The sequence below is a fragment of the Brevundimonas sp. FV1ye4L genome (assembly GCF_058681255.1).
The window spans coordinates 1,267,545-1,290,946 of sequence record NZ_CM178734.1; the positions used below are offsets into that span (position 1 = coordinate 1,267,545).

General features: G+C 67.7%; 24 protein-coding genes. 20 read left to right on the top strand and 4 right to left on the bottom strand.

Going from position 1 to position 23,402, the window contains the following annotated elements; genetic code table 11:
* The first annotated feature begins 109 nt into the window (after positions 1 to 109).
* The 14 genes from ACW17X_RS06120 (at position 110) to ACW17X_RS06185 (ending at position 12,684) form a co-directional block, all read left to right on the top strand.
* On the top strand, positions 110 to 1,927 hold the full coding sequence (locus tag ACW17X_RS06120; RefSeq protein ID WP_492100100.1) for a gamma-glutamyltransferase family protein: 1,818 nt from the start codon (positions 110 to 112) through the stop codon (positions 1,925 to 1,927).
* Between the two features lie 15 nt (positions 1,928 to 1,942).
* On the top strand, positions 1,943 to 2,284 hold the full coding sequence (locus ACW17X_RS06125; protein ID WP_492100101.1) for an MmcQ/YjbR family DNA-binding protein: 342 nt from the start codon (positions 1,943 to 1,945) through the stop codon (positions 2,282 to 2,284).
* 59 nt (positions 2,285 to 2,343) lie between these two features.
* Complete coding sequence (locus tag ACW17X_RS06130; RefSeq protein WP_492100102.1) at positions 2,344 to 3,228, top strand: alpha/beta hydrolase family protein; 885 nt, start codon at positions 2,344 to 2,346, stop codon at positions 3,226 to 3,228.
* 33 nt (positions 3,229 to 3,261) lie between these two features.
* Positions 3,262 to 4,104, top strand: coding sequence for an aldo/keto reductase (locus tag ACW17X_RS06135; RefSeq protein ID WP_492100103.1), 843 nt, complete (start codon positions 3,262 to 3,264; stop codon positions 4,102 to 4,104).
* Positions 4,105 to 4,130: 26 nt separating this feature from the next.
* The gene (locus tag ACW17X_RS06140; RefSeq protein ID WP_492100104.1) at positions 4,131 to 4,793 is read left to right on the top strand and encodes a Pr6Pr family membrane protein; all 663 of its coding nucleotides are present in this window, start codon (positions 4,131 to 4,133) and stop codon (positions 4,791 to 4,793) included.
* A gap of 8 nt (positions 4,794 to 4,801) precedes the next feature.
* Entirely contained in the window at positions 4,802 to 6,331 is a 1,530-nt protein-coding gene (locus ACW17X_RS06145; protein WP_492100105.1) for a UbiD family decarboxylase, read from the top strand.
* Positions 6,332 to 6,402: 71 nt separating this feature from the next.
* The gene (locus ACW17X_RS06150) at positions 6,403 to 6,870 is read left to right on the top strand and encodes a DUF1579 domain-containing protein (RefSeq protein ID WP_492100106.1); all 468 of its coding nucleotides are present in this window, start codon (positions 6,403 to 6,405) and stop codon (positions 6,868 to 6,870) included.
* 86 nt (positions 6,871 to 6,956) lie between these two features.
* Positions 6,957 to 7,589 (top strand): hypothetical protein, encoded by a 633-nt coding sequence (locus ACW17X_RS06155; protein WP_492100107.1) that lies wholly within the window; start codon positions 6,957 to 6,959, stop codon positions 7,587 to 7,589.
* A 38-nt stretch (positions 7,590 to 7,627) separates the two neighbouring features.
* A complete protein-coding gene (locus ACW17X_RS06160) occupies positions 7,628 to 9,460 on the top strand; it encodes a M14 family metallopeptidase (protein WP_492100108.1) in 1,833 nt (610 codons plus the stop codon).
* Between the two features lie 3 nt (positions 9,461 to 9,463).
* Positions 9,464 to 9,871, top strand: coding sequence for an MAPEG family protein (locus tag ACW17X_RS06165; RefSeq protein WP_492100109.1), 408 nt, complete (start codon positions 9,464 to 9,466; stop codon positions 9,869 to 9,871).
* Positions 9,872 to 9,914: 43 nt separating this feature from the next.
* Entirely contained in the window at positions 9,915 to 11,270 is a 1,356-nt protein-coding gene (locus ACW17X_RS06170; protein ID WP_492100110.1) for a TldD/PmbA family protein, read from the top strand.
* Positions 11,267 to 12,061: a 3'(2'),5'-bisphosphate nucleotidase CysQ gene (locus ACW17X_RS06175; protein ID WP_492100111.1), complete on the top strand. Its 795-nt coding sequence runs from the start codon at positions 11,267 to 11,269 to the stop codon at positions 12,059 to 12,061. Before ACW17X_RS06170 ends, ACW17X_RS06175 begins: the two co-directional genes overlap by 4 nt.
* Positions 12,062 to 12,154: 93 nt before the next feature.
* Positions 12,155 to 12,400, top strand: coding sequence for a DUF4170 domain-containing protein (locus ACW17X_RS06180; protein WP_492100112.1), 246 nt, complete (start codon positions 12,155 to 12,157; stop codon positions 12,398 to 12,400).
* 80 nt (positions 12,401 to 12,480) lie between these two features.
* A complete protein-coding gene (locus ACW17X_RS06185) occupies positions 12,481 to 12,684 on the top strand; it encodes a hypothetical protein (protein WP_492100113.1) in 204 nt (67 codons plus the stop codon).
* 3 nt (positions 12,685 to 12,687) lie between these two features.
* Here ACW17X_RS06185 and ACW17X_RS06190 read toward each other — a convergent pair whose 3' ends face one another.
* On the bottom strand, positions 12,688 to 13,353 hold the full coding sequence (locus ACW17X_RS06190) for a protein tyrosine phosphatase family protein (RefSeq protein ID WP_492100114.1): 666 nt from the start codon (positions 13,351 to 13,353) through the stop codon (positions 12,688 to 12,690).
* An 80-nt stretch (positions 13,354 to 13,433) separates the two neighbouring features.
* On the opposite strand from ACW17X_RS06190, the gene ACW17X_RS06195 reads away from it, so the two are divergent.
* From ACW17X_RS06195 to lpxK, 4 genes are read left to right on the top strand one after another with little or no spacing between them, the layout of a single operon-like run.
* Positions 13,434 to 15,263 (top strand): ABC transporter ATP-binding protein, encoded by a 1,830-nt coding sequence (locus ACW17X_RS06195; protein WP_492100115.1) that lies wholly within the window; start codon positions 13,434 to 13,436, stop codon positions 15,261 to 15,263.
* Positions 15,260 to 15,943, top strand: a complete 684-nt coding sequence (locus ACW17X_RS06200; RefSeq protein ID WP_492100116.1) for a lysophospholipid acyltransferase family protein — start codon at positions 15,260 to 15,262, stop codon at positions 15,941 to 15,943. Before ACW17X_RS06195 ends, ACW17X_RS06200 begins: the two co-directional genes overlap by 4 nt.
* On the top strand, positions 15,940 to 17,232 hold the full coding sequence (locus tag ACW17X_RS06205; RefSeq protein ID WP_492100117.1) for a 3-deoxy-D-manno-octulosonic acid transferase: 1,293 nt from the start codon (positions 15,940 to 15,942) through the stop codon (positions 17,230 to 17,232). The genes ACW17X_RS06200 and ACW17X_RS06205 overlap by 4 nt, the downstream gene beginning before the upstream one ends.
* Complete coding sequence (gene lpxK / locus ACW17X_RS06210; protein WP_492100118.1) at positions 17,229 to 18,245, top strand: tetraacyldisaccharide 4'-kinase; 1,017 nt, start codon at positions 17,229 to 17,231, stop codon at positions 18,243 to 18,245. The genes ACW17X_RS06205 and lpxK overlap by 4 nt, the downstream gene beginning before the upstream one ends.
* On the opposite strand, the gene ACW17X_RS06215 is transcribed toward lpxK, so the two are convergent.
* The gene (locus ACW17X_RS06215) at positions 18,230 to 19,555 is read right to left on the bottom strand and encodes a metal-dependent hydrolase family protein (protein WP_492100119.1); all 1,326 of its coding nucleotides are present in this window, start codon (positions 19,553 to 19,555) and stop codon (positions 18,230 to 18,232) included. The genes lpxK and ACW17X_RS06215 overlap by 16 nt on opposite strands.
* A 114-nt stretch (positions 19,556 to 19,669) precedes the next feature.
* Between ACW17X_RS06215 and ACW17X_RS06220 the strand changes: the two genes are divergently transcribed.
* Positions 19,670 to 20,359 carry a murein L,D-transpeptidase catalytic domain family protein gene (locus ACW17X_RS06220; protein WP_492100120.1) on the top strand — a complete coding sequence of 230 codons (690 nt, stop codon included), beginning with the start codon at positions 19,670 to 19,672 and terminating at the stop codon, positions 20,357 to 20,359.
* Positions 20,360 to 20,370: 11 nt separating this feature from the next.
* Here the strand turns inward: ACW17X_RS06220 and purD are convergent, their stop codons facing one another.
* Positions 20,371 to 21,645 carry a phosphoribosylamine--glycine ligase gene (purD, locus tag ACW17X_RS06225; RefSeq protein ID WP_492100121.1) on the bottom strand — a complete coding sequence of 425 codons (1,275 nt, stop codon included), beginning with the start codon at positions 21,643 to 21,645 and terminating at the stop codon, positions 20,371 to 20,373.
* A gap of 56 nt (positions 21,646 to 21,701) precedes the next feature.
* On the bottom strand, positions 21,702 to 21,863 hold the full coding sequence (locus ACW17X_RS06230) for a hypothetical protein (protein ID WP_492100122.1): 162 nt from the start codon (positions 21,861 to 21,863) through the stop codon (positions 21,702 to 21,704).
* A gap of 64 nt (positions 21,864 to 21,927) precedes the next feature.
* On the opposite strand from ACW17X_RS06230, the gene xseA reads away from it, so the two are divergent.
* On the top strand, positions 21,928 to 23,397 hold the full coding sequence (gene xseA, locus ACW17X_RS06235; RefSeq protein WP_154725552.1) for an exodeoxyribonuclease VII large subunit: 1,470 nt from the start codon (positions 21,928 to 21,930) through the stop codon (positions 23,395 to 23,397).
* Positions 23,398 to 23,402 lie beyond the last annotated feature (5 nt).

The window sequence follows — 23,402 nt, forward strand, 5'->3', positions numbered from 1 at the left end:
ATTTGGGCCGCGTTCCGACAGGGACGCGGCCTTTTTCTTTGCGGCAAGGCTTGCCCCCCACGCGCGCTCACCCCCTTGATGGCGGATCGGCTATTCGAGGAGTCCGCCCATGCGTCGCCGCACCTTCCTGTCCGCCCTGCCCGTCGGCGTGCTGGCCACGACCGCAGCCCAGGCGCAGCAGCCGGCGCCGGCGTCCGCGCCGCCCTCGCCGGCTCGCCCCGCCGATCCCTATGCCGGCATCGGCATCGGCGACCGGGTTACGGGACCGAAGTTCATGGGCCGCTCGACCGTCTGGGGTGCAAACGGGGCGGCGGCGACGGCGCATCCAGCGGCCAGCCTGATCGGGATCGACACCCTGAGGCGGGGCGGATCGGCCATCGACGCGGCCATCGCCATCAATGCGGCCCTGGGCTTTCTGGAGCCGGTGGCCAACGGCATCGGCGGCGACGCCTATTGCATGCTCTGGGACCCGAAACAGAAGAAGGTGGTCGGGCTGAACGGTTCGGGCGCCAGTCCGCGCGGCCTGAGCCTGGAGACGGCGCGGTCCAAGGCCATCGACGGCTATCTGCCCCGCTATGGCGCCGTGACGGTGAACGTGCCGGGCACGGTGGACGCCTGGTGGAGCGCGCATCAACGCTATGGGAAGCTGCCGTGGAAGGATGTCCTGCTGCCGGTCGCCGAGCTGTGCGAACAGGGCGTCCCCATGCCCCAGGTCATCGCCTATTATCTGGAACGCAACATGGCCGCCTTCGACCGGGGGGTGATCCCGATCGAGGAGAACGACAACCGCAAGCGCATCTGGGCCGCCGGCGGGGCGACGCCCAAGGTGGGCGAGGTCTTCGCCAACCCGTATCTGGGCAAGACCCTGCGGATGATCGCCGAGGGCGGCCGCGACGCCTTCTACAATGGCCCCATCGCCGATCAGATCGAGGCCTATTTCAAGCGGATCGGCGGCTGGATGACCCGCGCCGACATGGCCGCCCACCACACCGAATGGGTCGAGCCGATCCGGACCAACTATCGCGGGGTGGACGTCTTCGGTCTGGGCCCCAACACCCAAGGCCTGTCGACCAATCAGATCCTGAACATCTGCGAACAGTTCGACCTGAAATCCATGGGCTTCCAGTCCGCCGCCTCGCTGCACGTCCAGGCCGAGGCCAAGCGGCTGGCGTTCGAGGACCGGGCGCGCTGGTTCGCCGACGACCGTTTCTCCAAGACCCCGGTCGAATGGCTGAACTCCAAGGCATACGCCGCCGAACGGGCCAGGCTGATCCGGCCGGACCGGGTCATGGACCGCGTCATGCCCGGCGACGCCCCGCACCATGGCGACACCACCTATTTCAGCGTCGCCGACAGCGACGGAATGATGGTCAGCTGGATCCAGTCCAACTATCGCGGCATGGGCTCGGGCCTGGCGCCGGACAATGGTTCGGAGCCGCTGGGCTTCATGTTCCAGGACCGGGGCGAGCTGTTCGCCCTGAGCGACGGCCATCCCAATGTCTATGCGCCGGGCAAACGACCGTTCCAGACCATCATCCCCGGCTTCGCGGTCAAGGACGGCGAGCCCTGGATGGCGTTCGGCGTCATGGGCGGCGCCATGCAGCCCCAGGGCCAGGCCCAGATCATCATCAACATGGTCGACTATGGGCTGGAGCCCCAGGCGGCGGGGGATGCGCCACGCTGGCAGCACTATGGCTCGTCCGAGCCGACCGGCCAGCCGCAGGAAGGGACCGGAGTGCTGCACCTGGAGAGCGGCGTGCCCGAGGCGACCAAGGCGCAGCTGCGGGCCATGGGTTGGACCCTGGGCGAACCGGACGGCGGGTTCGGCGGCTATCAGAACGTCATGAAACAGATGAACCCCGGCGGGCGCTGGACCTATGGCGCGGCGACCGAGATGCGCAAGGACGGCATCGCGCTGGCTTATTGAGATTGGCGTGCTGACATGACCCATGACGAGGTGCGCGCGCTGCTGCTGTCCTTCCCCGGCGTCGAGGACGGCGTGTCCTATGGGGAGCCGCCGTTCAAGGTGGCGGGGAAGTTCTTCACCTGGCTGCGTCCGAAGCTGGACGACAGTATCGTGGTGCATCTGGATAATCTGGATGAGCGCGATTTGCTGATCGAGATGGACCCGGCCGCCTTTCACTTCACCGACCACTACCGCGACTATCCGATCGTGCTGGCGCGGATCGCGGCGGTCGATCCCGTCTGGCTGAAGGCGGCGCTGGAAAAGCGGTGGCGCAAGGTGGCGCCGAAGCGGATGGTGAGGGCCTACGACGCCGCTTGACCTGACGTTGGGGAAACCATGCAGGGTCCGTTTAAAATAAGAACGGACAGGGAAGCGACATGGGGCTGGCGGTCGAGGATCGGGTCATCAAGGCCGTGGACAGCTGGCCGCTGGAAGCGACGCTGTTCCGGGGCGATGCGCCGAAGATGGCGGTGCTGGTCTCGGCGGGCACGGGGTTTCCACGCGGCTTCTATGCGCGGTTCGCGCGCTGGATGGCCGAGCGCGGCTGCGTGGTTCTGACCTATGACTATCGCGGCATCGGCGGATCGCGACCCGAGAATCTGGCGGCGATGGAGATGGACTATCCCGACTGGGGTCGGCTGGACATGCCGGCGGCGCTGAAGGCGTTGAAGAAGGCGGCGCCCGGGCTGCCGGTCTTCCATGTGGGACATAGTGTCGGAGGCCATTTCGTCGGCTTCATGCCGAACCAGTCCGAGATCGGGCGGCACGCCTTCGTCTCGGTCGGGACCGGATGGTGGGGCGGACATCACCGGACCTATAATCCGATGGAGCTGTTCTTCTGGTTCGGCTTCGGGCCGCGTCATCTGCGCCTCCACGGCTATGTCCGGGCCGGCAGGCTGTGGCGGGGGACCGACCTGCCGCGCGGGGTGTTCGAGACCTGGAAGCGGTGGTGCCTGAAGCCCGCCTATTTCCTGGACGAGCTGAAGTCCGGCGCCTTGGAGCCCCAGGCGTTCGATCAGGTGCGGGCGCCGATCCGGTCCTGGATCTTTCCGGACGACCCCATCGCCACGCCAGGGACGGGGGCGGCGCTGCTGAAGGCCTATTCCAACGCCCCGTCCGAGATCGTGGTGCGTCGTGCCGGCGACTATGGCGCGGGGCGGATCGGCCACGAAGGCGCCTTCCGCAAAGGGCTTGAGCCGCTGTGGCAGGAAATTCTGGATTGGTTCGATGCGGGGGTTTCGAAGACCGGACCCGGCGCCTAACTGTGCTGCTCCCCGAGTAAAAAGGATTTCCCCATGGCTTACGGCGATCAGCCCACAATCACCGTCGATGGCGTCGAGATCCCCCTGCTCGGTTTCGGCACCTGGCAGCTGGAGCCGACGGACGCCCGCCGAATGGTCGCCGAGGCGCTGCGGATCGGATATCGCCACATCGACACCGCCTGGATCTACAAGAACGAGAAGGCGGTCGGCGAAGGCATCCGGGATTCGGGCGTGGCCCGCGAGGACATCTTCCTGACCACCAAGATCTGGGTCGAGCATTTCACCCACGACGCCCTGCTGAAACAGGCCAAGGAATCGGCCGAGAGCCTGGGGACGACGCCGGACCTGCTGCTGCTGCACTGGCCCAAGCCGACGCCGACGTTCGAAGAAACCTTGGGCGCGCTGAACGAAGCCAAGGAGCAGGGCCTGACCAAGTCGATCGGCCTGTCGAACTTCCCGTCCAAGGAGTTCAGGCAGGCGCAGAGTCTGTCGAAGGCGCGGTTGCTGACCAACCAGGTCGAGCACCACCCCTATCTGGGGATCGACCCGCTGGTGGCGACGGCGACCGAGCTGGGGTCGTCGATCACCGCCTGGTCGCCCCTGGCCCAGGGCAAGATCGCCGACGACAAGACGATCTCCGAGATCGCCGAGGCCCACGGAAAGACCAACGGCCAGGTCACCCTGCGCTGGCTGATCCAGAACCGGATCATCGCCATTCCCCGCACGACCAAGGAAAGCCGCGCGCGCGAGAATTTCGACATCTTCGACTTCGAACTGTCGAGCGAGGAGATGCAACGGATGGACGCCCTGGATCGCGGCGAGCGCCTGGGGCAATGGCTGGACGACGCCTACGAATGGGACAAGGCCGCCGCTTGATCGCCCGCTGATCGAAAGAGACGCGCATGTTGCGTGAACGAGATCGACCGCGCCTCTGGCGCGCCGCCTTCGCCGTGATCGGCTGGGCGGCGCTGGCGCTGCAATATCTGCTGATGGTGGCGCCGGCAGACGGTTGGGCGGTTATGACGCGGACCATCCAGTACTTCAGCTTCTTCACCATACTGAGCAATATCCTGGTCGCGGGGGCCCTGACCGGGCCTTTGCTGAAACCGACAAGGCCGCTGGCCCGCTGGGCGGCGTCGCCGGCCTTCCGCGCCGCAGTGACGACCTACATCCTGATCGTCGGGGTGGTATATCATTTCATGATCGCCCCCTACTGGCGGCCGGAGGGGCTGACCCTGGGCGTCAATCTGGTGCTGCACTACGTGATGCCGGTCGCCTTCCTGCTGGACTGGCTGTGGTTCACGCCGAAGGGGGAGCTGCGGTGGATCGACCCGGCGAAGGCCCTAGGCTTCCCGCTGATCTTCGGCGTGTGGACGCTGGTTCACGGGCTGGCGACCCATTGGTGGCCCTATGGGTTCGTCAATGTTGACACCCTGGGTTTGGGCCGGGTGCTGGCGACCTTCGCCGGCCTGCTGGCCGTCTTCCTGCTGTTCGGACTGGCGCTGGTCGGGACGGATCGGGCCTTAAGTCGAACGAGGCGTGACAGTTCGGCCCCGGCGCTTTAGGCGAAGGCATGGCCTACAAATCCCTGCGTGACTTCATCGACCAGCTGGAAGCCGAAGGCGAGCTGGTGCGGGTTTCCGAACCTGTCTCCACGGTGCTGGAGATGACCGAGATCCAGACCCGGCTGCTGCGCAACGGCGGCCCGGCGGTCCTGTTCGAAAAGCCCGTCATGCCGGACGGGACGATCAACCCCATCCCCTGCCTGGCCAATCTGTTCGGCACGGTGAAGCGGGTCGCCATGGGTGTGACGCTGGAGGGCAAGAACCGGACGACGGCGGGCGAGCTGCGCGAGGTCGGGGAGTTGCTGGCCTTCCTGCGCAATCCGACGCCGCCACGCGGCCTGAGCGACGCGATGGAGATGCTGCCCCTGGCGCAGACCGTAATGTCGATGCGACCCAAAACGGTGAAGAAGGCGCCGGTGCAGGAGGTGGTGCTGAAAGGCGACCAGATCGACCTGACCGCGCTGCCCGTTCAGTCGTGCTGGCCCAGGGAACCCGCCCCCCTGATCACCTGGGGCCTGGTCGTGACCAAGGGGCCGAGCGAGGACCGCGAGGACGACTTCAACCTGGGCATCTATCGGATGCAGGTGCTGGGCAAGGACAGGGCCATCATGCGCTGGTTGGCCCATCGCGGCGGGGCGCAACACTATGCCCGGCACAAGAAGGCCCGACCCAAGGAGCCCCTGCCCTGCGCCGTGGTCCTGGGCGCCGATCCGGGCACGATCCTGGCGGCGGTGACGCCCGTGCCGGACACCCTGTCGGAATATCAGTTCGCCGGCCTGATGCGGGGGGCCAAGGCCGAGCTGGTCCCGTGCAAGACCGTGCCGCTGATGGTGCCGGCCCAGGCCGAGATCGTGCTGGAAGGCCATGTCCTGCTGAACGAGTTCGAGGACGAGGGGCCGTATGGCGACCACACCGGCTATTATAATTCGGTCGAGAAGTTCCCGGTCTTCCAGGTCAGCGCGATCACCATGCGCAAGGACCCGATCTATCTGACAACCTTCACCGGCCGACCGCCGGACGAGCCCAGCGTGCTGGGCGAGGCGCTCAACGAGGTGTTCATTCCCCTGTTGCGCCAGCAGTTCCCGGAGATCGTCGACTTCTGGCTGCCGCCCGAGGGGTGCAGTTACCGGATCGCGGTGGTGTCGATGAAGAAGGCCTATCCGGGCCATGCCAAGCGGGTGATGCTGGGCGTGTGGAGCTATCTGCGCCAGTTCATGTACACCAAATGGGTCATCGTGGTGGACCACGACATCGACGCCCGCGACTGGAAGGACGTCATGTGGGCCATCTCGACCAAGATGGATCCTGCGCGCGACATCACGGTGATCGAGTCGACGCCCATCGACTATCTGGACTTCGCCAGCCCTGAGAGCGGCCTGGGCTCCAAGATCGGCCTGGACGCCACCGACAAATGGCCGCCCGAGACCAAGCGCGAATGGGGCGAGGAAATCCGCATGGACGAGGCGGTGGTGGAGCGGGTCAACGACCTGTGGGGCCGGCTGGGTCTGCCGGGCGACGGGACGCCGATCTGGAAGTAGACGGCCTGCGAATGCTGACAGCATTTGGCAGTTGGGCGCTTTAGGGATGCGGCATAGCTGGAGCTGCCGCCATGATACGTTCACACATCCATGACTTCGACTTCCTGTTTGGCCACTGGGAGGTTGAACACCGCAGACTGGTAAGCCGGGGCGTCGGCTCAGATGATTGGGACATCGCGCACGGGACGGCGTTCACAGAGCCCCGCATGGGTGGAATCGCCAACATCGAACAGCACGACTGTCCCGAACGCGGTTGGCGTGGCGTTTCTCTGCGAACGCTAAATCTGGCGACCGACGAGTGGTCGATCTACTGGATAAGCGACCGCGATGGCCGGTTGGCGCCGCCGGTCGTTGGCCGGTTTCACGACGAGGGCTGCCGCCTCGAAGGACCCGACATAGACGGCGAGCGGCCGATCCTTGCACGCTTCGAGTGGTCGCGTGTGAACACGGAGACGCCGCGCTGGGCCCAACATTTCTCGTACGACGACGGACGGGCTTGGGAGCTGAACTGGGTCATGGATTTTCGGCGAGCAGCTTAAGATTCGCGCTCGGCATGGCGCGGTGAATTTGGGAGCGACAGGCCGCTGAGCTGGCAATAGGTTAGCACGACTCAGCCGGGGGCCATGTGAGCGCGTTCGAATTCTTCTTCAGCTTTTACGGCCTGCTGCTGGGCCTGTCGGTCGCTGAACTGGTCGGCGGATTTGCGCGAGTCCTGCATGAGAAACGGCGAATCCGGTTCGGCTGGCTGACGCCGCTGCTGGCCCTGTTCGTGGCTATCGACATCGCCACCTTCTGGAACCAGGCCTGGGTGATCTTCCGAGGCGCGCCGTTCAACACCTTCGTCCTGCTGGTCTCGCTGAGCATTGCGGCGACCTTCTATGTGGCGGCCGGCGTGACCTTTCCGCGCGTTTCGGCCGAGGGCGGCGACGAGCGGATCGACCTGGACGACCATTTCTGGGCCCATCGGCGGCTGGTGTTCGGCTGTGTTCTAGCGGCCAATCTGATCGTGGCGGTGGTGGTGATCATCCTGGCGCAGATGAATGCGGAGTTCGCGCGGTTGGCCGGCTCGCTGCGGCTTTGGGTCGGGGTGACGATCTTCGTGACCGGGACGGCGACGGCGGCGTTTGCACCGTGGCGCAAGGTCGCCGTCGGCGCCCTGATCGTGGTGCTGCTCTACAGCCTATGGGGCGCCGCGAGCTCGGCCGCCCTGCTAGTCAAGGCCGGTGGGTGGGCGCCCGCGTTGGGCGGCGGCGGTTGACGCCTTGTCAGGCCGAGGCAATCGGCTCACGAAAGGCCATGCGATCCACTTCCCTGATTTCGGCCCTTCTTGCCGCCCTAGCCTGTAGCGTGAGCCCCGCCATGTCCCAGACGCTTCCCAACACCGCGCCGTGGGACCAAGCCTTCCTGCCGCCGGCGCCCGCCTGGAACGGGGCGTCAAAGGCCTTGCTGCGCAGCGCGAGCGATCCGTGGGTCACGGCGTTCGAGGCCGATCCAGCGCATGACTTTTCACCGAACTACGCCGACACCCGCGCCTGGTTCGACCGTCTGGACGCCGCCAGCGACCTGATCCGCATCGAACAGTTCGGTATGTCGCCCGAGGGGCGGCCCATCTATGCGGTGATCGCGTCCAAGGACGGAGCCGCTTTCGATCCGGCCAAGCCGGTGCTGATGATCCAGGCCGGCATCCACCCCGGCGAGATCGACGGCAAGGACGCAGGGATGATGGTGCTGCGCGACATCGCCTTCTACGGCAAGGACGCCCTGTTGGACCGCGTCAATCTGATCCTGATCCCGATCCTGAGCGTGGACGGGCACGAGCGTTCCGGCCCCTATTCCCGCCCGAACCAGCGCGGGCCGCGCATCCAGGGCTGGCGGAATACGGCGACCAACCAGAACCTGAACCGCGATTATCTGAAGCTAGATCAGCCCGAGATGCGGGCGGTGCGGGGCCTGATCCTGAAGTACCGGCCGGACCTGTATGTGGACGTCCACGTCACCGACGGCCTGGATTACCAGTATGACGTCACCTACGGCTTCAACGGCGAAGACGGTACGTTCAGCCGGTCGCCGAACAGTTCGGCCTGGCTGGATTCGGTGTTCAAGCCGGCGATGAATGCGGCGCTGGAGCGGGAGGGTCACATCCCCGGCGAGCTGGTGTTCGGCATCGACGATGACGAGCCCAAGAAGGGCCTGTCGGACGGCGGGCTGGGCGAGCGGTTCTCGAACGGCTGGGGTTCGGCGGCCCATGTGCCGACGATCCTGATCGAGAACCACAGCCTGAAACCGCATGAGCAGCGGGTGCTGGGGACCTATGTCTTCATTGAAGAAGCGATGCGGCTGCTGGCCGATCAGGGCGCGGCGCTGAAGGCGGCGACGGACCAGGATCGGGCCCTGCGGCCGGCGCAAATCGCGGCGAATTTCGAGGCAGAGGAGACCCCCTCCTCCATCCGTCCGTTCAAAGGCGTGCTTTACGAGATGTATCACAGCCCCGCCTCGGGCCGCGACGAGGTGCGCTGGCTGGGTCGACCCGATCCCGAGCTGTGGCAGATGCCCTTCTACGGATCCAAGCCGACGCTGAGCCTGATGCGGCCGGCCGCCTATTGGGTGCCGAGCTATCGCACCGACATCATCGAGCGGCTGAAGATTCACGGCGTCGAGATGGAGACGGTGGACGCGCCGCGCACGGTGAACCTGTCGATGCTGCGTCTGGTCGAGCCCAAGCTGGCGACGCGGGCCAACGAGGGCCACGTCCAGGCCTCGGTCAAGACGGTCGAGGTCGAGCGCCGCGACTGGACTTTCCCGACCGGCTCGGTGCGCGTGCCGACCGATCAGCCGCTGGGCGACATCGTCGTGCTGCTGCTGGAGCCGCAGTCGAGCGAGAGCTTCTTCGCCTGGGGCATGTTCCCCGAGGTCATGAGCCGGGTCGAATATATCGAGGCCTACGCCATCGCACCGCTGGCCGAAAAAATGCTGGCCGCCGATCCGGGGCTGAAGGCAGAGTTCGAGGCCAAGCTGGCGGCAGAGCCTGAATTTGCGGCGAACTCGCAGGCGCGCCTAGCCTGGTTCTATGAGCGGACGCCCTTCTATGACGACCATTATCTGCTGTATCCCGTCGGCCGCGAGGACTGATCGATGACCACACCCCTGATGCAAGCCGTCCAGGCCGCCGCCCTGTGGAGCGGTCTGCTGATCCTGCTGATGCTGGTGCTGTCGGGCATAGTCGTCAGCGGGCGGCGCAAGCACATGGTCTCGTTCGGCGATGGCGGGAACCCGGATCTGCTCGCCGCCACCCGCGCCTTCGGTAACTGCGCCGAATATGCGACGCCGGGCATGGTGGCCTTGCTGCTACTGGCCGCCGTCGGCACGCCCGCCTGGATGGTTCATGCCGTGGGGGCGACCCTGCTGGTCGGTCGCGTCGTCCATGCCCTGGGTCTGCTATTCCAAACCGGGCCGTCGCTGGGTCGGGTGATCGGCATGCTGCTGACATGGGTGGCGCTGTTGACGGCCGCCGTGGCGCTGATCGCCTTCGCCGTCGTCTGAGGCGCAAGGTTGCGGCGCAGCAAAGGGTCCGCCATATCGGGGCATGACTGAAACCCTGTACGCGCCTGTTTCCACCGATCTTCTCAATGATATCGTCCAGGCCGCGCTGAAGGCCGGGGCGGACGCCGCCGAGGCGGTCAGCGCGGATCGCAGCTCCATGTCGGTCGGGGTGCGCAACGGCAAGCTGGAAGACGTCGAGCGCGAGGAATCGCGCGACCTGGGCCTGAGGGTCTTCGTTGGGCAGCGTCAGGCGTCGGTGTCGGCCTCGGACCTGTCGCCCGCCACACGGGATCGCCTGGTCGAACGGGCCGTGGCCATGGCCCGGCTGGCGCCGGAAGATCCTCATGCCGGTTTCGCCCCCGTGGATCGGCTGGCGCGGGGCCCCTTCGCCGAACTGGACCTGTTTGACCCCAGCGAACGCAGCGCCGAAGCCCTGGAACAGGTGTCGGCCGAGGCCGAGGCGGCGGCCCTGGCGGTGGAGGGCGTAGCCAGGTCGGAGGGCGGGCATGCGTCCTGGTCGTCCAGCCGGTGGCGGCTGGTGACGTCGCACGGGTTCGACGGCGACTATCAGGGATCAGCCTTTTCCCTGGGCGTCGGCGTCATCGCCGAGAAGGACGGGGCCATGGAGCGTGGCGGCGAAAGCCGCTCGACCCGGCATCTGTCGGACCTGCCGGGCGCCGAGATCATTGGTCGGAAGGCCGGTGAGCGCGCTGTCGCTCGAACGGGCGCGCGCAAGATCGCCTCGACCACCGCCCCCGTCATCTTCGACAACCGCATGGCCGGCCAGATCGTCTCGCCGGCCATCGGCGCCATTTCGGGGCCGTCCATCGCGCGCGGCACCTCCTTCCTGAAGGACCGGATGGGTCAGAGGGTGTTCGCCGAAGGCGTGACCTTGATTGACGATCCGTTCCGGCCGCGCGGACTGGCATCGACGCCTTTCGATGATGAAGGGGTCGCCGTGGAGCGTCGCGCCCTGTTCGACGACGGCGTCCTGACCACCTGGCTGCTGAACAGCGCCTCGGCGCGGCAACTGGGGCTGCAGTCCACCGGCCACGCCTCGCGCGGCCTGGCGGGACCGGCGGGGGTCGGAACCCATAATCTGCATATGGAGCCGGGGGAGCGCGATCTGGCGGGGCTGATGGCCGATGCGGGGACGGGCCTTCTGGTCACGTCGATGTTCGGACCGTCGTTGAACGGAAACACCGGCGACTGGTCCGCGGGGGTGTCCGGCTTCTGGTTCGAGAACGGCGAGATCGCCTATCCGGTCAACGAGGTCACGGTGGCCGGCAAGCTGCCCGAGCTTTATCTGCGCCTCCAACGGGGGTCGGACCTCGAGTTCCGAGGCGGGTTCAATGTGCCCAGCCTGATGTTCGACGCGGTGGCCATAGCGGGCAAATGATCGATCTAGCCTCAGATCTGGAGCTGATCCGCCAGGCGGCGATCGACGCCGGGGCGCTGGCGGTCGCTGAACGTGAGGCGGGCCTGAAGATCGAGGCCAAGGTCGGCGGGTCGCCCGTCACCAGCGGCGACCTGGCGGTGGACGCCATGCTGAAGGACCGGCTGCTGGCCGCCCGCCCCGACTATGGCTGGCTGTCGGAAGAGACGGCGGACTCGCCCGAGCGACTGTCGAAGCGCCGGATCTTCGTGGTCGATCCGGTAGACGGCACGGTGGCCTATATGAAGCGCCAGCCCTGGTGGTGCGTGCCCATCGCGGTCGTCGAGGACGGCCAGGTGGTCGCCGCCGTCATCCACGCGCCGGAGGTTCAGGAAACCTATGTGGCGGCGCGCGGCGGCGGGGCGCGGCGTAACGGGATTCTCGTGCGGGCGTCCGACGCCGAGACACTGGACGACGCCTCAGTGCTGGGCGACGCCCGGATGATCGAGGGGTCGCACTGGGACGAGCCGTGGCCGGCGCTGCGGTTCTCGAAACGCAACGCCCTGGCCTATCGGATGGCCCTGGTCGCCGCAGGGGCGTTCGACGCCGCCCTAGCCCTTACGCCGAAATGGGATTGGGACGTGGCGGCGGGCAGCCTGATCGCCGAGGAGGCCGGGGCGCGGGTCAGCGACCACCATGGACGTCCCTGGGGCTTCAACCGGCCCGACCCGCGTCAGGCCAGCCTGGTCTGCGCCGCCCCGGCCCTGCACCCGCTGATCGTGCGGCGCTGTAAAAACGTACCGCTATCGACCTGAGGCTTGGGTTGAAAAACCCTGTCATACATTGATCCTTAGGCGTTCTGGGCCTATGCCCCGGCAAAAGCCCTCCCCAGCCCTCAAGGACATCCGATGGTCGATCAATCCTCCGTCCCGCCCCAGCTGCTCCACCTCGTCATCGGCGGCGAACTGCGCCACCTGGGCGAGCCGACGTTCCGCGATCTGTCGCAGGTCGAATTCGTCGGCGCCTTCGGCAGCTATGACGAAGCCAAACAGGCCTGGAAGGCGCGCGCCCAGGCGACCGTGGACAACGCCCACATGCGTTATTTCATCCTGCACGCCCACAAGCTGATCGACCCGCGCGGCGACGTCGCCTAAAAATCGGGCCTGACCCTGCGACACCAGGGAGCCGAACCGGCTCCCTGGTCACACGTTGAAGTCTGGATGCGAGGAAGAAAATGAACCTGGAACCGCAGCAGATATTCCAACTGGTCAGCCTGCTGGCGGTGCTGGTCCTGTTCAGCTTTTCGCTGCGGGGACAGATCGGCTATGCGCGCTGGTTCAAAAAGTGGGAAGCCGACCGCAAGGCGCGACGCGACGCCGAGCTGGAGGCCGAAGCCCGCGAACGCGGCGAGGATACGCCGCGTGGCCCCTGGGGCTGAGCCCTATTCCCGCTTCAGCAGCTTCTCGGTCAACAGCGTGCCCCACCAGGCGGCCTTGAACTCGGCGCGGATCGTTTTGGGATCGTAGTCGGGGCTGTCGACCCATTCGATGAAGCTGATCCCACGCGGCTCGATCTCGTTGACGTATTTCTCCAGCGTATAGTCCAGCACGCCGGTCAGACCCTCGCGCGAGTGCAGGTATTTCTTGGACAGCTGGTTCATGGCGACCGAGATCGGTTCGCCCAGATGGAAGTGGCGATAGAAGACGGCCATCATCCCCGCCCGGTCCGCGCCGGACTTGCAGTGGATCAGCACCGGATATTCGATGGTCTTGAACAGGTCGCGAGCGCGGTGGATGCGATCGGTCTGAGGCGGATCGCGGGAGTCCAGCGGAGCGTCGATCAGGGTCAGGCCCAAGCGCTCGCAGGCTTCTTTCTCCAGCCAGTAGTAGCCCTCGTCGCGCTGTCCACGCAGATTGATGACGGTGCGGACGCCTTTCGTCTTCCAATAGGCCAGTTGGCGCGGGGACGGCTGATTAGTGCGCACCAGGTCGGGACCCAGCCAGTGGGCGTTGGAAAACGCCAGGCGCAGAAAGGCGTGGTCCGCCCAGAAATAGTGCCAATGCGCCCGGAAACGGCCCATCGCGGTCGAAAGATCAAAGCGCGCCATGGCCGCCAGATAGCGACACTGAGCCGCCGCGTCACCTGTCCCGGCTTGACTTGAACCGCAAGCCGTCCGACCGAGAGCCGATGACGACCGCCGCTTCAGAGACCATGCCCCTGCGCGCCCTGCTGGCGCGGATCTGGCGCGACTACCTGTCCCGGCACAAAGGATCGTTGATCCTGTCGGTGCTGTGCGCGGCGATGACGGGCCTGCTAACGGCGGCTCTGCTGAAGTTGCTGGAGCCGGCGGTGAACGGTCTGTTCCTGGGCGGGACCGAGCCGATCAGCCTGTTTGGAGTCGTCAGCTTCCCGGCGGACAAGGCGATTGTCTGGATCCCGGCCGCCATCCTGGCGGTCGCGGTGATGCGGACCCTGGCGGCGATCGGCCAGGCGGCCCTGGTCAACCGTCTGGGCCACACCATCGTCGGCGACATCCAGATCCGTCTGTTCGGGGCCATGATCCGGGCCGACCTGGCCCGGCTGCGGAGCCAGCATTCGGGCGGCTTCGTCTCGTCCGTGCTGTTCGACGCCAATATGGTGCGCGAGGCCTTCACCTCGGGCGTGGTCAACTACACTCAGAACCTGCTGACCCTGATCGCGGTGCTGATCTATATGGGGTTCATCGACTGGCAGCTGACGATCGTCGTGCTGCTGGGCGTGCCGCTGGTGGCGCTGGTGCTGCGCCGGTTCGGACGCAAGACCCGCAAGGCGGCGCGCGGGGCGATGGCCGAGACCGAGAATCTGTCCACCGCCCTGATGGAGAACCTGGACGGGGTTCGGCTGATCAAGATCGAGAACCGCGAAGCCGCCGAACAGGACCGCGTCGCCGAGGTGGTGGCCCGTCGCCAGCGCCACGTCATCAAGGGCGCCAACGCCCGCGCTTTCGCCGGTCCGTCCAGCGACATGGTCGCCTATGTCGTGGTGGCGGCGGTCATGGCCTACGCCGGCTGGCGGTCGCAGGCGGGCGAAATGACGGTGGGCGGGTTCGCCGCCTTCATCGGCATGCTGCTGGCCGCCGGCCAAGCCCTGCGCCAGGTGACCAATCTGGCCACGGTAATGGCCGAAGGCTTTACCGCCGCACGCCGCCTGTTCGGCGCCCTGGACATCGAGGCCGAGATCCGTGAGGCGCCGGACGCCGCGCCCCTGGCCCCCGGGCCGGTCGAGGTGGTGCTGGACCAGGTGTCGTTCGCCTACGCCCCCGGCGGGGCCCCGACGCTGGACGGCGTGTCGCTGCGGGTCGCGCCGGGCGAGACCGTGGCCCTGGTCGGGCCGTCGGGCGGGGGCAAGAGCACGATCCTTAGTCTGCTGCCGCGCTTCTATGATGTGACGGACGGGGCGGTGACGATCAACGGCGCCGACGTGCGGTCGCTGCGGATCCACGACCTGCGCGACCATATCGCCCTGGTGACGCAGGAGCCCTTCCTGTTCGACGACACCATCGCCGCCAACATCGCCTATGGCCGCCCCGGCGCGACCCAGGCCCAGATTGAGGAGGCCGCACGTTCGGCCGCCGCCCACGACTTCATCACCGCCCTGCCCGAAGGGTACGAGACGCGCGCCGGCGAAGCGGGGCTGCGGCTGTCGGGCGGGCAACGCCAGAGGATCGCCATCGCCCGCGCCTTCCTGAAGGACGCGCCCATCCTGTTGCTGGACGAGGCGACCAGCGCCCTGGACACCGAGAGCGAAGCCCTGGTCCAGGCGGCGCTGGAGCGGTTGATGGAAGGCCGCGCCACCCTGATGATCGCGCACCGTCTGTCCACCGTGCGCAACGCCGACCGAATCTATGTGATCGAAGCCGGACGGGTGGTGGAGCAGGGCTCGCACGACGTGTTGGTCGCCAAGGGAGGGCTCTATTCCCGTCTGGCCCGACAGCAGTCGCTGGACGGCGGCGCCACGACTGTCGAGGCTGTCGCTTGAGGCCGCTGCGCAATCCGATAATCCAGTCTGCCCTGGCCTGGGTCCTGGCGCAGTGGATGCAGTTCTGTTTCGCCACCATCCGATGGACCCATGAAAACCAATCGGTCGCCGAAGAGATCTGGGCCAGGGGCGGCGGGGTCCTGTGTGTTTTCTGGCACTCACGGATAGGCCTTGCGCCGGCGTCATGGCCGCTGGACCGGGCGCAACCGGCCAAGGGGCTGATCTCGCTGTCGGCCGATGGGGAGTTCATCGCCAAGGCCGTGGCGCGCCAGGGTTTTCCCGCCGTGCGGGGGTCCTCCGCCAACAAGGACAAGGCTGACCGGGCCAAGGGCGGGTCGCAGGCCCTGCGGGACGGGCTGAAACAGTTGAAGGTGGGCGCGCTGGCTCTGACGCCGGACGGTCCGCGAGGGCCGGCCCGAGTTATGGCCGAAGGCCTGCCCCTGATGGCCAAGTTGTCGAACGCGCCGGCTCTGTTCATCGGCCTGTCCTGCAATCCCGCGATCCGGTTCAACAGCTGGGACCGGGCGGTGCTGCCCCTGCCGTTCGGCAAGGGCGCCGTGGTCTGGGACCGGGCCGACTTCCCCGAGGGCGCCGACATGGCGGCCGTGGTCGCAGACTGGACGGCCCGCCTGACCGCTGTCGAGGCGCGCGCCGACGCCATTACGGGCCTGAAGCCGTGACGCCCCTGCCGTTGCTGGCCTATCGGCTGCTGACGCGGACGCTGGAGCCGTTTGCCCCGCGCCTGCTGGACGCCCGCGCGGCCAAGGGCAAGGAGGACCCCGTACGCGTCGATGAGCGGATGGGCTTCACCGACGTGGAGCGGCCGCAAGGGGATCTGGTCTGGCTGCACGGCGTCAGCGTCGGCGAGACCCTGTCCCTGTTACCGCTGGTCGAGCGGTTCGTGAGGACGCGGCCGGACCTGACGGTGCTGGTCACCTCGGGCACGGTGACCTCGGCCCGGATTCTGGCCGACCGTCTGCCGAAGGGCGTCACCCATCAATATGCGCCGGTCGATGGGCCAGGCGTCGTCGCGCGCTTCCTGGATCACTGGCGGCCCAGTCTGGCGATCTTCGTCGAGAGCGAGCTGTGGCCCAATATGCTGCTGGAGGCGCATCGGCGCGGCATGAAACTGGCGCTGGTCAGCGCGCGCGTGACCGAGAAGACGGTCGAGGGCTGGGCGCGGTTCCCAGCCTCGGCGCGGGCGGTGGCCGGCGCGTTCGACCTGGTGCTGCCGCAGGATCAGTTGTCGGCACAGCGGCTGGAAAGCCTGGGCGCGCGGATCGACGGCCTGGTCAATCTGAAACTGGCGGGCGAGCCCCTGCCCCATGATACGGCCGCCTTCAGCCGCCTGAGCGCCGCCATAGGGGACCGACCGGTCGTCGTGGCCGCCAGCACACACGAGGGCGAGGAGATCGCCATCGTCCGCGCCCTGGACAAGCTGCCCGACCGCGCCTGTCTGATCCTGTTGCCACGCCATCCCGAGCGGGGGCCGCACATCGCCACAGCCCTGCAGCGCGAGGGCGTGGTCTTCGCCATGCGGTCGCGGGGCGAGACCATCGGGCGCGACACCGACGTCTATCTGGCCGACACCCTGAACGAGATGGGCCTGTTCCTGCGACTGGCGGACGTCGTGGTGATGGGCGGGTCGTTCGCTCCGGCCCTGGGCCTGCCGGCGGTGGGCGGGCACAATCCGCTGGAGCCCGCGCGGCTGGGCCGACCGACCGTGACGGGGCCGGACGCCTCGAACTGGGCGACCGTCACCTCAGCCCTGGCCGAGGCCGGCGGACTGATCCTGGTCCAGGCTCCGTGGGATCTGCCCGAGGCGGTGGCGCCCCTGCTGGCCGATCCGGCGGCGGCCAAGGCCATGGGCGAGCGCGCCCGCCGGGCGGCGGCCGAGGCGGGGGGCGGTCTGGACCGGCTGTGGAACTGGCTGTCGCCGCTGACGCCGCAAAAGAGGCCCCGGCGATGAAACTCAACACGCCACGCTGGTGGTATGTCCGCGACCGCGACCATGCGCGGGTGACGCGCACGGTGCTGAAGCCGCTGGGCTGGATCTGGGCCGGCGTGACGGCGCGCCGGATCGCACGGACGGTCCCGGTCGAACCGGGCTGCGCAGTGATCTCGGTCGGCAATCTTACCGTCGGCGGATCGGGCAAGACGCCGGTTGCGCGGGAGGTGCTGCGACTGCTGCGCGCGGGGGGCGTGGACGCGCAAGGCCTGTCGCGGGGCTACGGCGGCAAGCTGGAAGGCCCGGTGCAGGTCGATTTGGGGGCCCACACGGCGGCGGCTGTTGGCGACGAACCCCTGATGCTGGCCCAAGACGCCCCCGTCTGGATTTCGCGCGACAGGGTCGCCGGAGCGCGGGCCGCCGTGTCGGAAGGCGCGCGTGCGCTGGTGCTGGACGACGGACATCAGAACCCCGCCTTGAAGCAGACCGTCAGCCTGATCGTCGTGGACGGCGAGACACGGGGCGACGAATGGCCGTTCGGCGACGGCTCGGTCTTTCCGTCAGGTCCGATGCGTGAGCCGCTGAAGGCCGGACTGGCCCGCGCCGACGCCGTGGTGGTGATGTTGCCGACCGATCTGGAGACGGCCGATCCCGAACTGCTGGCCGTGTTCGACGGCCTGCCCATCTTCGTCGCGCGCCTGACGCCCGAAGGGCCGCCTCCGCCTGGGCCTCAGGTCGGGTTCGCCGGCATCGCCAAGCCGTGGAAGGTCGAGCGGTCGTTGAAGGCGGCAGGGTGCGACCTGGCGGACTTCGTCCCCTTCCCCGACCATGCGGCCTATAGCGCCGACGACATCGCGTTCCTGATGGATCGGGCCGCGGTCTATGACGCCGGTCTTGTGACCACGGAAAAGGACTGGGTGCGGCTGACGCCAGACCAGCGCACGCGCGTGACGGCATGGCCGGTCGTCGCCCGGTTCGAGGATGAGGCGGCTTTCGCCGCCTTCCTAACGGACAGGATTCAGTCGGCGCGGTAGACCACGCCGGACTTCATCACGAACTTCATCCGCTCCAGTTCGGTGACGTCGGTCAGAGGATCGCCCTTCACGGCGATGATGTCGGCGGGCATGCCCGGCGCAATCCGCCCGGCCTCGCTGGAGATGCGCAGGTGTTCGGCGGCGCCCACTGTGGCGGCCTGAACGGCTTCCAGCGGAGTCAGGCCGGCGCGGACCAGAAGGGCGAACTCCTTGGCGTTGTCGCCGTGGGCCGAGACGCCGCTGTCGGTGCCGAAGGCAATCTTCACCCCGTTCTCATGGGCGCGCCGCGCCATGTCCAGCATCTTGGGGCCGACCTCCAGCGCCTTCGCCGTCTGGGCCGGGGTGAAGAAGTTGTCCGGCCCGGCGGCGATGCGGGCGACGAAGTCCCCGGCCAGCAGGGTCGGCACCAGCCAGGCGCCATTGGTCTTGAACAGGCGGATCGACTGGTCGTCCAGATAGGTGCCGTGTTCGATGGAATCGCCGCCCGCGCGCAGGAAGGCGTTGATCCCGTCCACGCCGTGGGCGTGGGCCGTCACCTGACGGCCCATGCGGTGGGCGCTTTCGACGATGGCGGTCAATTCGGGATCGCTGAACTGCTGGTTCAGGCCGGCGGCGGTGTTGGACAGGACGCCGCCCGTGGCGGTGATCTTGATGATGTCGGCGCCCGAGCGGACCTGGGTGCGGACCGCGCGCATGCAGTCCTCAGGCCCCGAACAGACGCTTTCCGGCGACAGCAGATGCAGGACGTCCTCGCGGAAGCCATTGGCGTCGCCGTGGCCGCCATGGATCGAGACCGAGGATCCGGCCGCGATGATGCGCGGGCCGGGCACGTCGCCGGCCTTCACCGCCTCGCGCAGGGCGAAGATCGCTTCGTTGCTGGCGCCCAGGTCCGCCACCGTGGTGAAGCCGGCCATCAGGGTGCGGCGGGCATAGCGGGCGCCGACCATCGCCTGGGTGGCATCCGACTGGGTGACTTCCTCAAGGCGGGAATTGGGGTTCTGCTGACCTGTCAGATGGACATGGCTGTCGATCAAACCCGGCAGAACGAAGGAATCGCGGAGATCAACTACCGCACCCTGAGACGGGTCGCCGACGAAGCCGTCGCGGATCTCGACAACTTGGTTCCCTCTGATCACGAGAGTTTTACCGCGCTGCACAACGCCGTTCGACGGATCCACGAGCAGTCGGCCAGCTTCGACAAACGTCGTCCCCTGGGTGGAGAAAACCGTAGGCCCAGCGGGGCTTTGCTGCGCAACCGCGACCGTGGCCGAGGCCATCAGAGCCGCCAGCGCCAGACCGAAACGCATCATCGATGTCTCCCCTGCGGCGCAGCGCCGCAAAAATGCCCCACAAGGCTCAGGTTGCCTCGCCCGTAACCATTTGAAACAACCATCTCCGAAGATAAACCGCAACGAGGGCGTCGCATGCGGCTTTCAAGACGAGGACTCATTCTGGGCGGGTCGGCCATGCTGGCCGGTTGCGCCAGCGCTGGAGCGTCGGCTCCGGTGACGACGCTGGCGGCGGCCAAGCCGGTCGCACCTCCGTCCCCCGCCCCCGTCGTCGAGGCCCTCGTCGTCAACCCTCCGCCTCTCGATCCGCGCGGTCATGTTCGCAAGGACCTGATGGAGCGAGCGATGGCGGCCCTGGACATCCACCACAAGAAGATCCCGCTGCGTGACCGGATGTACCTGGTCGACTTCAAGAAATTCTCGGGCGAAGAGCGGCTGTACGAAGTCGATCTGGTCGGCGGCGAGGTCAAGGTGCTGCGCACCTGCCACGGGCGAGGTTCGGACCCCAGCCACACGGGCTACGCCCAGCGCTTCTCCAACACGCCGGATTCCAACATGTCTTCGGTCGGGGCCTACGCCACCGCAGGGGCAGGCTGGGGATCCCAGCAGGGGCCGAACGTCCTGTTGGACGGGTTGGAATACACCAACGACAAGGCGCGCGAGCGGGCCATCATCATCCACGGGGCCGACTACGCCGACCCGGACTTCCTGGCGCGCGAAGGCAAGCTGGGCCGCAGCTACGGCTGTTTCTCGGTGGCCCACACCGATCTGCCGGAACTGCGCGAGCGAATGGGCGAAGGGCGGCTGCTGTTCGCCTGGGCGTAGGCGCCCGCCCCTCAGCCCCGGCCCAGGGCCCGCCAGCCGATGTCGGAGCGGTTGAAGCCGCCGGGCCAGTCGATCTTGCGGATGGCGTCATAGGCGCGCTCGCGGGCCTGGGCGATGTCGTCGCCCTCGGCGCAGATGTTCAGGACGCGGCCGCCGGCGGCGCATAGTTGGCCGTCGTCGCGGCGTCGGGTTCCGGCGTGGAAGACCTGGACGTGGGGGCCGAAGTCCTGGTCCACGCCGCGGATGATCGAACCTTCCAGCGGGCTGTCGGGATAGCCCTTGGCCGCCATGACGACACAGATCACCGTCTGGGGCTTGAAGGCCGGAGACGGCAGGCCCGAGACGTCGCCCCGCGCGCAGCCCAACAGATAGGGGACGATGTCACCGGCCATCCGCATCATCAGCACCTGGCATTCGGGATCGCCGAAGCGGGCGTTGAACTCGACCACCTTGGGACCGTCGGCGGTGGCCATCAGGCCGGCGTAGAGGACGCCGCGATAGGGGGCGCCCTCCTCGGCCATCTTGCGGATGGTGGGCTGGACGATCCGTTCGTCGGCCTGCTGCACCAGGTCGGCGGTGAAGACCGGGGCCGGAGAATAGGCGCCCATGCCGCCGGTATTGGGGCCGGTGTCGCCGTCGAAGGCGCGCTTGTGGTCCTGGGCGCCGCCGAACAAGACGGCGCGCTGGCCGTCGCACAGGGCGAACAGCGAGCCCTCCTCCCCGTCCATGAACTCCTCGATCACGACGCGAGCGCCGGCGGCGCCGAAACGGCCGCCCAGCATGCGTTCGATCTCGGCCTCGGCGTCGGGACGGTCGGGGCTGATGGCCACGCCCTTGCCGGCGGCCAGACCGTCGGCCTTGATGACATAGGGAGGCTTGAACACGTCCAGGGCGGCCTTGGCGTCCTTGACCGTGTCATAGACGCCGTAGCCGGCGGTGGGGATTTCGTGGCGTTCCAGGAAGGCCTTGGAGAAGGCCTTGGACACCTCCAGCTGGGCCGCCTTGGCGGTGGGGCCGAAACAGGGGATGCCGGCCGAGGCCAGACGGTCGGCGAGACCGGCGGCCAGGGCCACTTCAGGCCCGACCACGACCAGGTCCGCCTTGATCTCGCGGGCCAGGGCGGCGAGCCCCTCGGCGTCGTCAGCCTTGACCGGACGAAGCTCGCACAGTTTCTCGATGCCGGGATTGCCGGGGGCGGCGACGAGGCGGGTGACCAGTGGCGACTGGGCGATCTTCCAGGCCAGGGCGTGTTCGCGCCCGCCCGATCCGACGAGAAGAATAATCATGAAGTCGGCAATGACGGGCCTGCGTCGGACCGTCAAGCGTCCGACGGGCTGAAGCGTCAGAACAGGGCGGAAAGGACGTAGACGACCAGACCGACCAGGGCGATCCCGCCGATGATCAGCCAGGGGCTCATGGCCCCGCCGGCGCCGCTGCGACGCATCAGGCCGCGTTCGCGTGGATCGCGGTCGTCCGGATCGGTTCCTCGGGGGGCGGCGGCCATGAAAGGCGAACGGCGCGGCGTCGATCCTGTTCCCGCAAGAGGCGACGCAGGCTAGGATGGCCCGATGAGCGACGACTCCTATGTGTTCGAGGGCCCGGCAGAGGCCGCCGCCCCGCGCGACAACAATCCCCCCCTGTCGATCTCCGAACTGTCCTTCGCCCTGAAGCGGACGCTGGAGGAACGATTCGGCCATGTGCGGCTGAGGGGCGAGGTGTCGAAGGTCAATCGTCACGCCTCGGGCCATATCTATCTGACCCTGAAGGACGACAAGTCGGCCATCGACGGGGTGATCTGGAAGGGATCGGTGCGCGGCCTGGGGGTCCAGCCTGAGGCGGGGCTGGAGGTCATCGTCACCGGCAAGATCACCTCGTATCCGGCGCGGTCGTCGTACCAGATCGTGATCGAGAGCATGGAGGCGGCCGGAGCCGGCGCCCTGCTGGCGCAGTTGGAGCGGCTGAAGGTCCGGCTTCGCGAAGAAGGCCTGTTCGAGCCGGGGCGCAAGAAGCCCCTGCCCCAGTTTCCCCGCACCATCGGTGTGATCACCAGCCCTACGGGTGCGGTGATCCGGGACGTCCTGCACCGGATCGCCGAACGCTGGCCCTGCCGGGTGATCGTCTGGCCCGTCGTGGTCCAGGGCGAGGCGGCGTGCGGCCAGGTGTCGAACGCCATTCGCGGCTTTGACGCGATGACTGTCGATGGGCCGATCCCCCGCCCCGACCTGTTGATCGTGGCCCGTGGGGGCGGCTCGGTCGAGGACCTGTGGTGCTTCAACGACGAGGCCCTGGCGCGCACGGTGGCGGCGGCGCGGATCCCGATCATCTCGGCCGTGGGGCATGAGACGGACACCACCCTGATCGACTTCGTCTCGGACCGACGCGCGCCGACGCCGACGGGGGCGGCCGAGATCGCGACGCCGGTGCTGGCGGACCTGAGGTATGCGGTCGCCGACCTGGACCGGCGCATGGTCCTGGCGGGGGGGCGGCTGATCGAGGATCGGCGCACCCGGCTGAGGGCTGTGGCGCGCGGATTGCCGGCGCGGCCGGAAGACCTGCTGGCCCTGGCGCAGCAGCGGCTGGACCATGTGTCGAGCCGGCTGGGATCGGGGCTGCAACGCAATGTCTCGGTCCACGAACGGCGGCTGGCCGGCGTCGGCGGACGACTGGGGCGCGGGCTGCTGGACCGGGCGCTGGAGCGTCGGGGCGACCGACTGTCCGCCATCGCAGCCCGGTTCAAGCCCACGGTCGAGCGGCGGCTGACCCGCGACCAGGACCGGTTGAACGCCCTGTCGCGGGCGCTGGCGACGCTGGATCCCGGCCGGCCCAAGCCCGGATTCGCCCGGGTCGAGAACGCCAAGGGCGACTGGATCACGGCGGCGGCGGGACTGGAGCCCGGCCAGGCGGTGCGGCTGGTGTTCGGCGACGGCGCGCGGGGCGCGACCATCGACGGGGGGGATGGACGGGTCGCGTCGCCCCCTCCGCCCAAGCCCGCGCCAAGGCCCAAACCGCCGACGCCAAGCCAGGGCGACCTGTTCTGAATCCG

What these genes read in the sequence shown, in the direction of transcription:
- ACW17X_RS06175 (WP_492100111.1), top strand. Translation starts at nt 11,267, where the DNA reads ATGATCGATCTAGCCTCAGATCTGGAGCTGATCCGCCAGGCGGCGATC.
- ACW17X_RS06165 (WP_492100109.1), top strand. Translation starts at nt 9,464, where the DNA reads ATGACCACACCCCTGATGCAAGCCGTCCAGGCCGCCGCCCTGTGGAGC.
- ACW17X_RS06125 (WP_492100101.1), top strand. Translation starts at nt 1,943, where the DNA reads ATGACCCATGACGAGGTGCGCGCGCTGCTGCTGTCCTTCCCCGGCGTC.
- ACW17X_RS06160 (WP_492100108.1), top strand. Translation starts at nt 7,628, where the DNA reads ATGCGATCCACTTCCCTGATTTCGGCCCTTCTTGCCGCCCTAGCCTGT.
- ACW17X_RS06135 (WP_492100103.1), top strand. Translation starts at nt 3,262, where the DNA reads ATGGCTTACGGCGATCAGCCCACAATCACCGTCGATGGCGTCGAGATC.
- ACW17X_RS06130 (WP_492100102.1), top strand. Translation starts at nt 2,344, where the DNA reads ATGGGGCTGGCGGTCGAGGATCGGGTCATCAAGGCCGTGGACAGCTGG.
- ACW17X_RS06120 (WP_492100100.1), top strand. Translation starts at nt 110, where the DNA reads ATGCGTCGCCGCACCTTCCTGTCCGCCCTGCCCGTCGGCGTGCTGGCC.
- ACW17X_RS06145 (WP_492100105.1), top strand. Translation starts at nt 4,802, where the DNA reads ATGGCCTACAAATCCCTGCGTGACTTCATCGACCAGCTGGAAGCCGAA.
- ACW17X_RS06220 (WP_492100120.1), top strand. Translation starts at nt 19,670, where the DNA reads ATGCGGCTTTCAAGACGAGGACTCATTCTGGGCGGGTCGGCCATGCTG.
- purD (WP_492100121.1), bottom strand. Translation starts at nt 21,645, where the DNA reads ATGATTATTCTTCTCGTCGGATCGGGCGGGCGCGAACACGCCCTGGCC.
- ACW17X_RS06170 (WP_492100110.1), top strand. Translation starts at nt 9,915, where the DNA reads ATGACTGAAACCCTGTACGCGCCTGTTTCCACCGATCTTCTCAATGAT.
- xseA (WP_154725552.1), top strand. Translation starts at nt 21,928, where the DNA reads ATGAGCGACGACTCCTATGTGTTCGAGGGCCCGGCAGAGGCCGCCGCC.
- ACW17X_RS06190 (WP_492100114.1), bottom strand. Translation starts at nt 13,353, where the DNA reads ATGGCGCGCTTTGATCTTTCGACCGCGATGGGCCGTTTCCGGGCGCAT.
- ACW17X_RS06180 (WP_492100112.1), top strand. Translation starts at nt 12,155, where the DNA reads ATGGTCGATCAATCCTCCGTCCCGCCCCAGCTGCTCCACCTCGTCATC.
- ACW17X_RS06195 (WP_492100115.1), top strand. Translation starts at nt 13,434, where the DNA reads ATGACGACCGCCGCTTCAGAGACCATGCCCCTGCGCGCCCTGCTGGCG.
- ACW17X_RS06140 (WP_492100104.1), top strand. Translation starts at nt 4,131, where the DNA reads ATGTTGCGTGAACGAGATCGACCGCGCCTCTGGCGCGCCGCCTTCGCC.
- ACW17X_RS06150 (WP_492100106.1), top strand. Translation starts at nt 6,403, where the DNA reads ATGATACGTTCACACATCCATGACTTCGACTTCCTGTTTGGCCACTGG.
- ACW17X_RS06230 (WP_492100122.1), bottom strand. Translation starts at nt 21,863, where the DNA reads ATGGCCGCCGCCCCCCGAGGAACCGATCCGGACGACCGCGATCCACGC.
- lpxK (WP_492100118.1), top strand. Translation starts at nt 17,229, where the DNA reads ATGAAACTCAACACGCCACGCTGGTGGTATGTCCGCGACCGCGACCAT.
- ACW17X_RS06185 (WP_492100113.1), top strand. Translation starts at nt 12,481, where the DNA reads ATGAACCTGGAACCGCAGCAGATATTCCAACTGGTCAGCCTGCTGGCG.
- ACW17X_RS06215 (WP_492100119.1), bottom strand. Translation starts at nt 19,555, where the DNA reads ATGATGCGTTTCGGTCTGGCGCTGGCGGCTCTGATGGCCTCGGCCACG.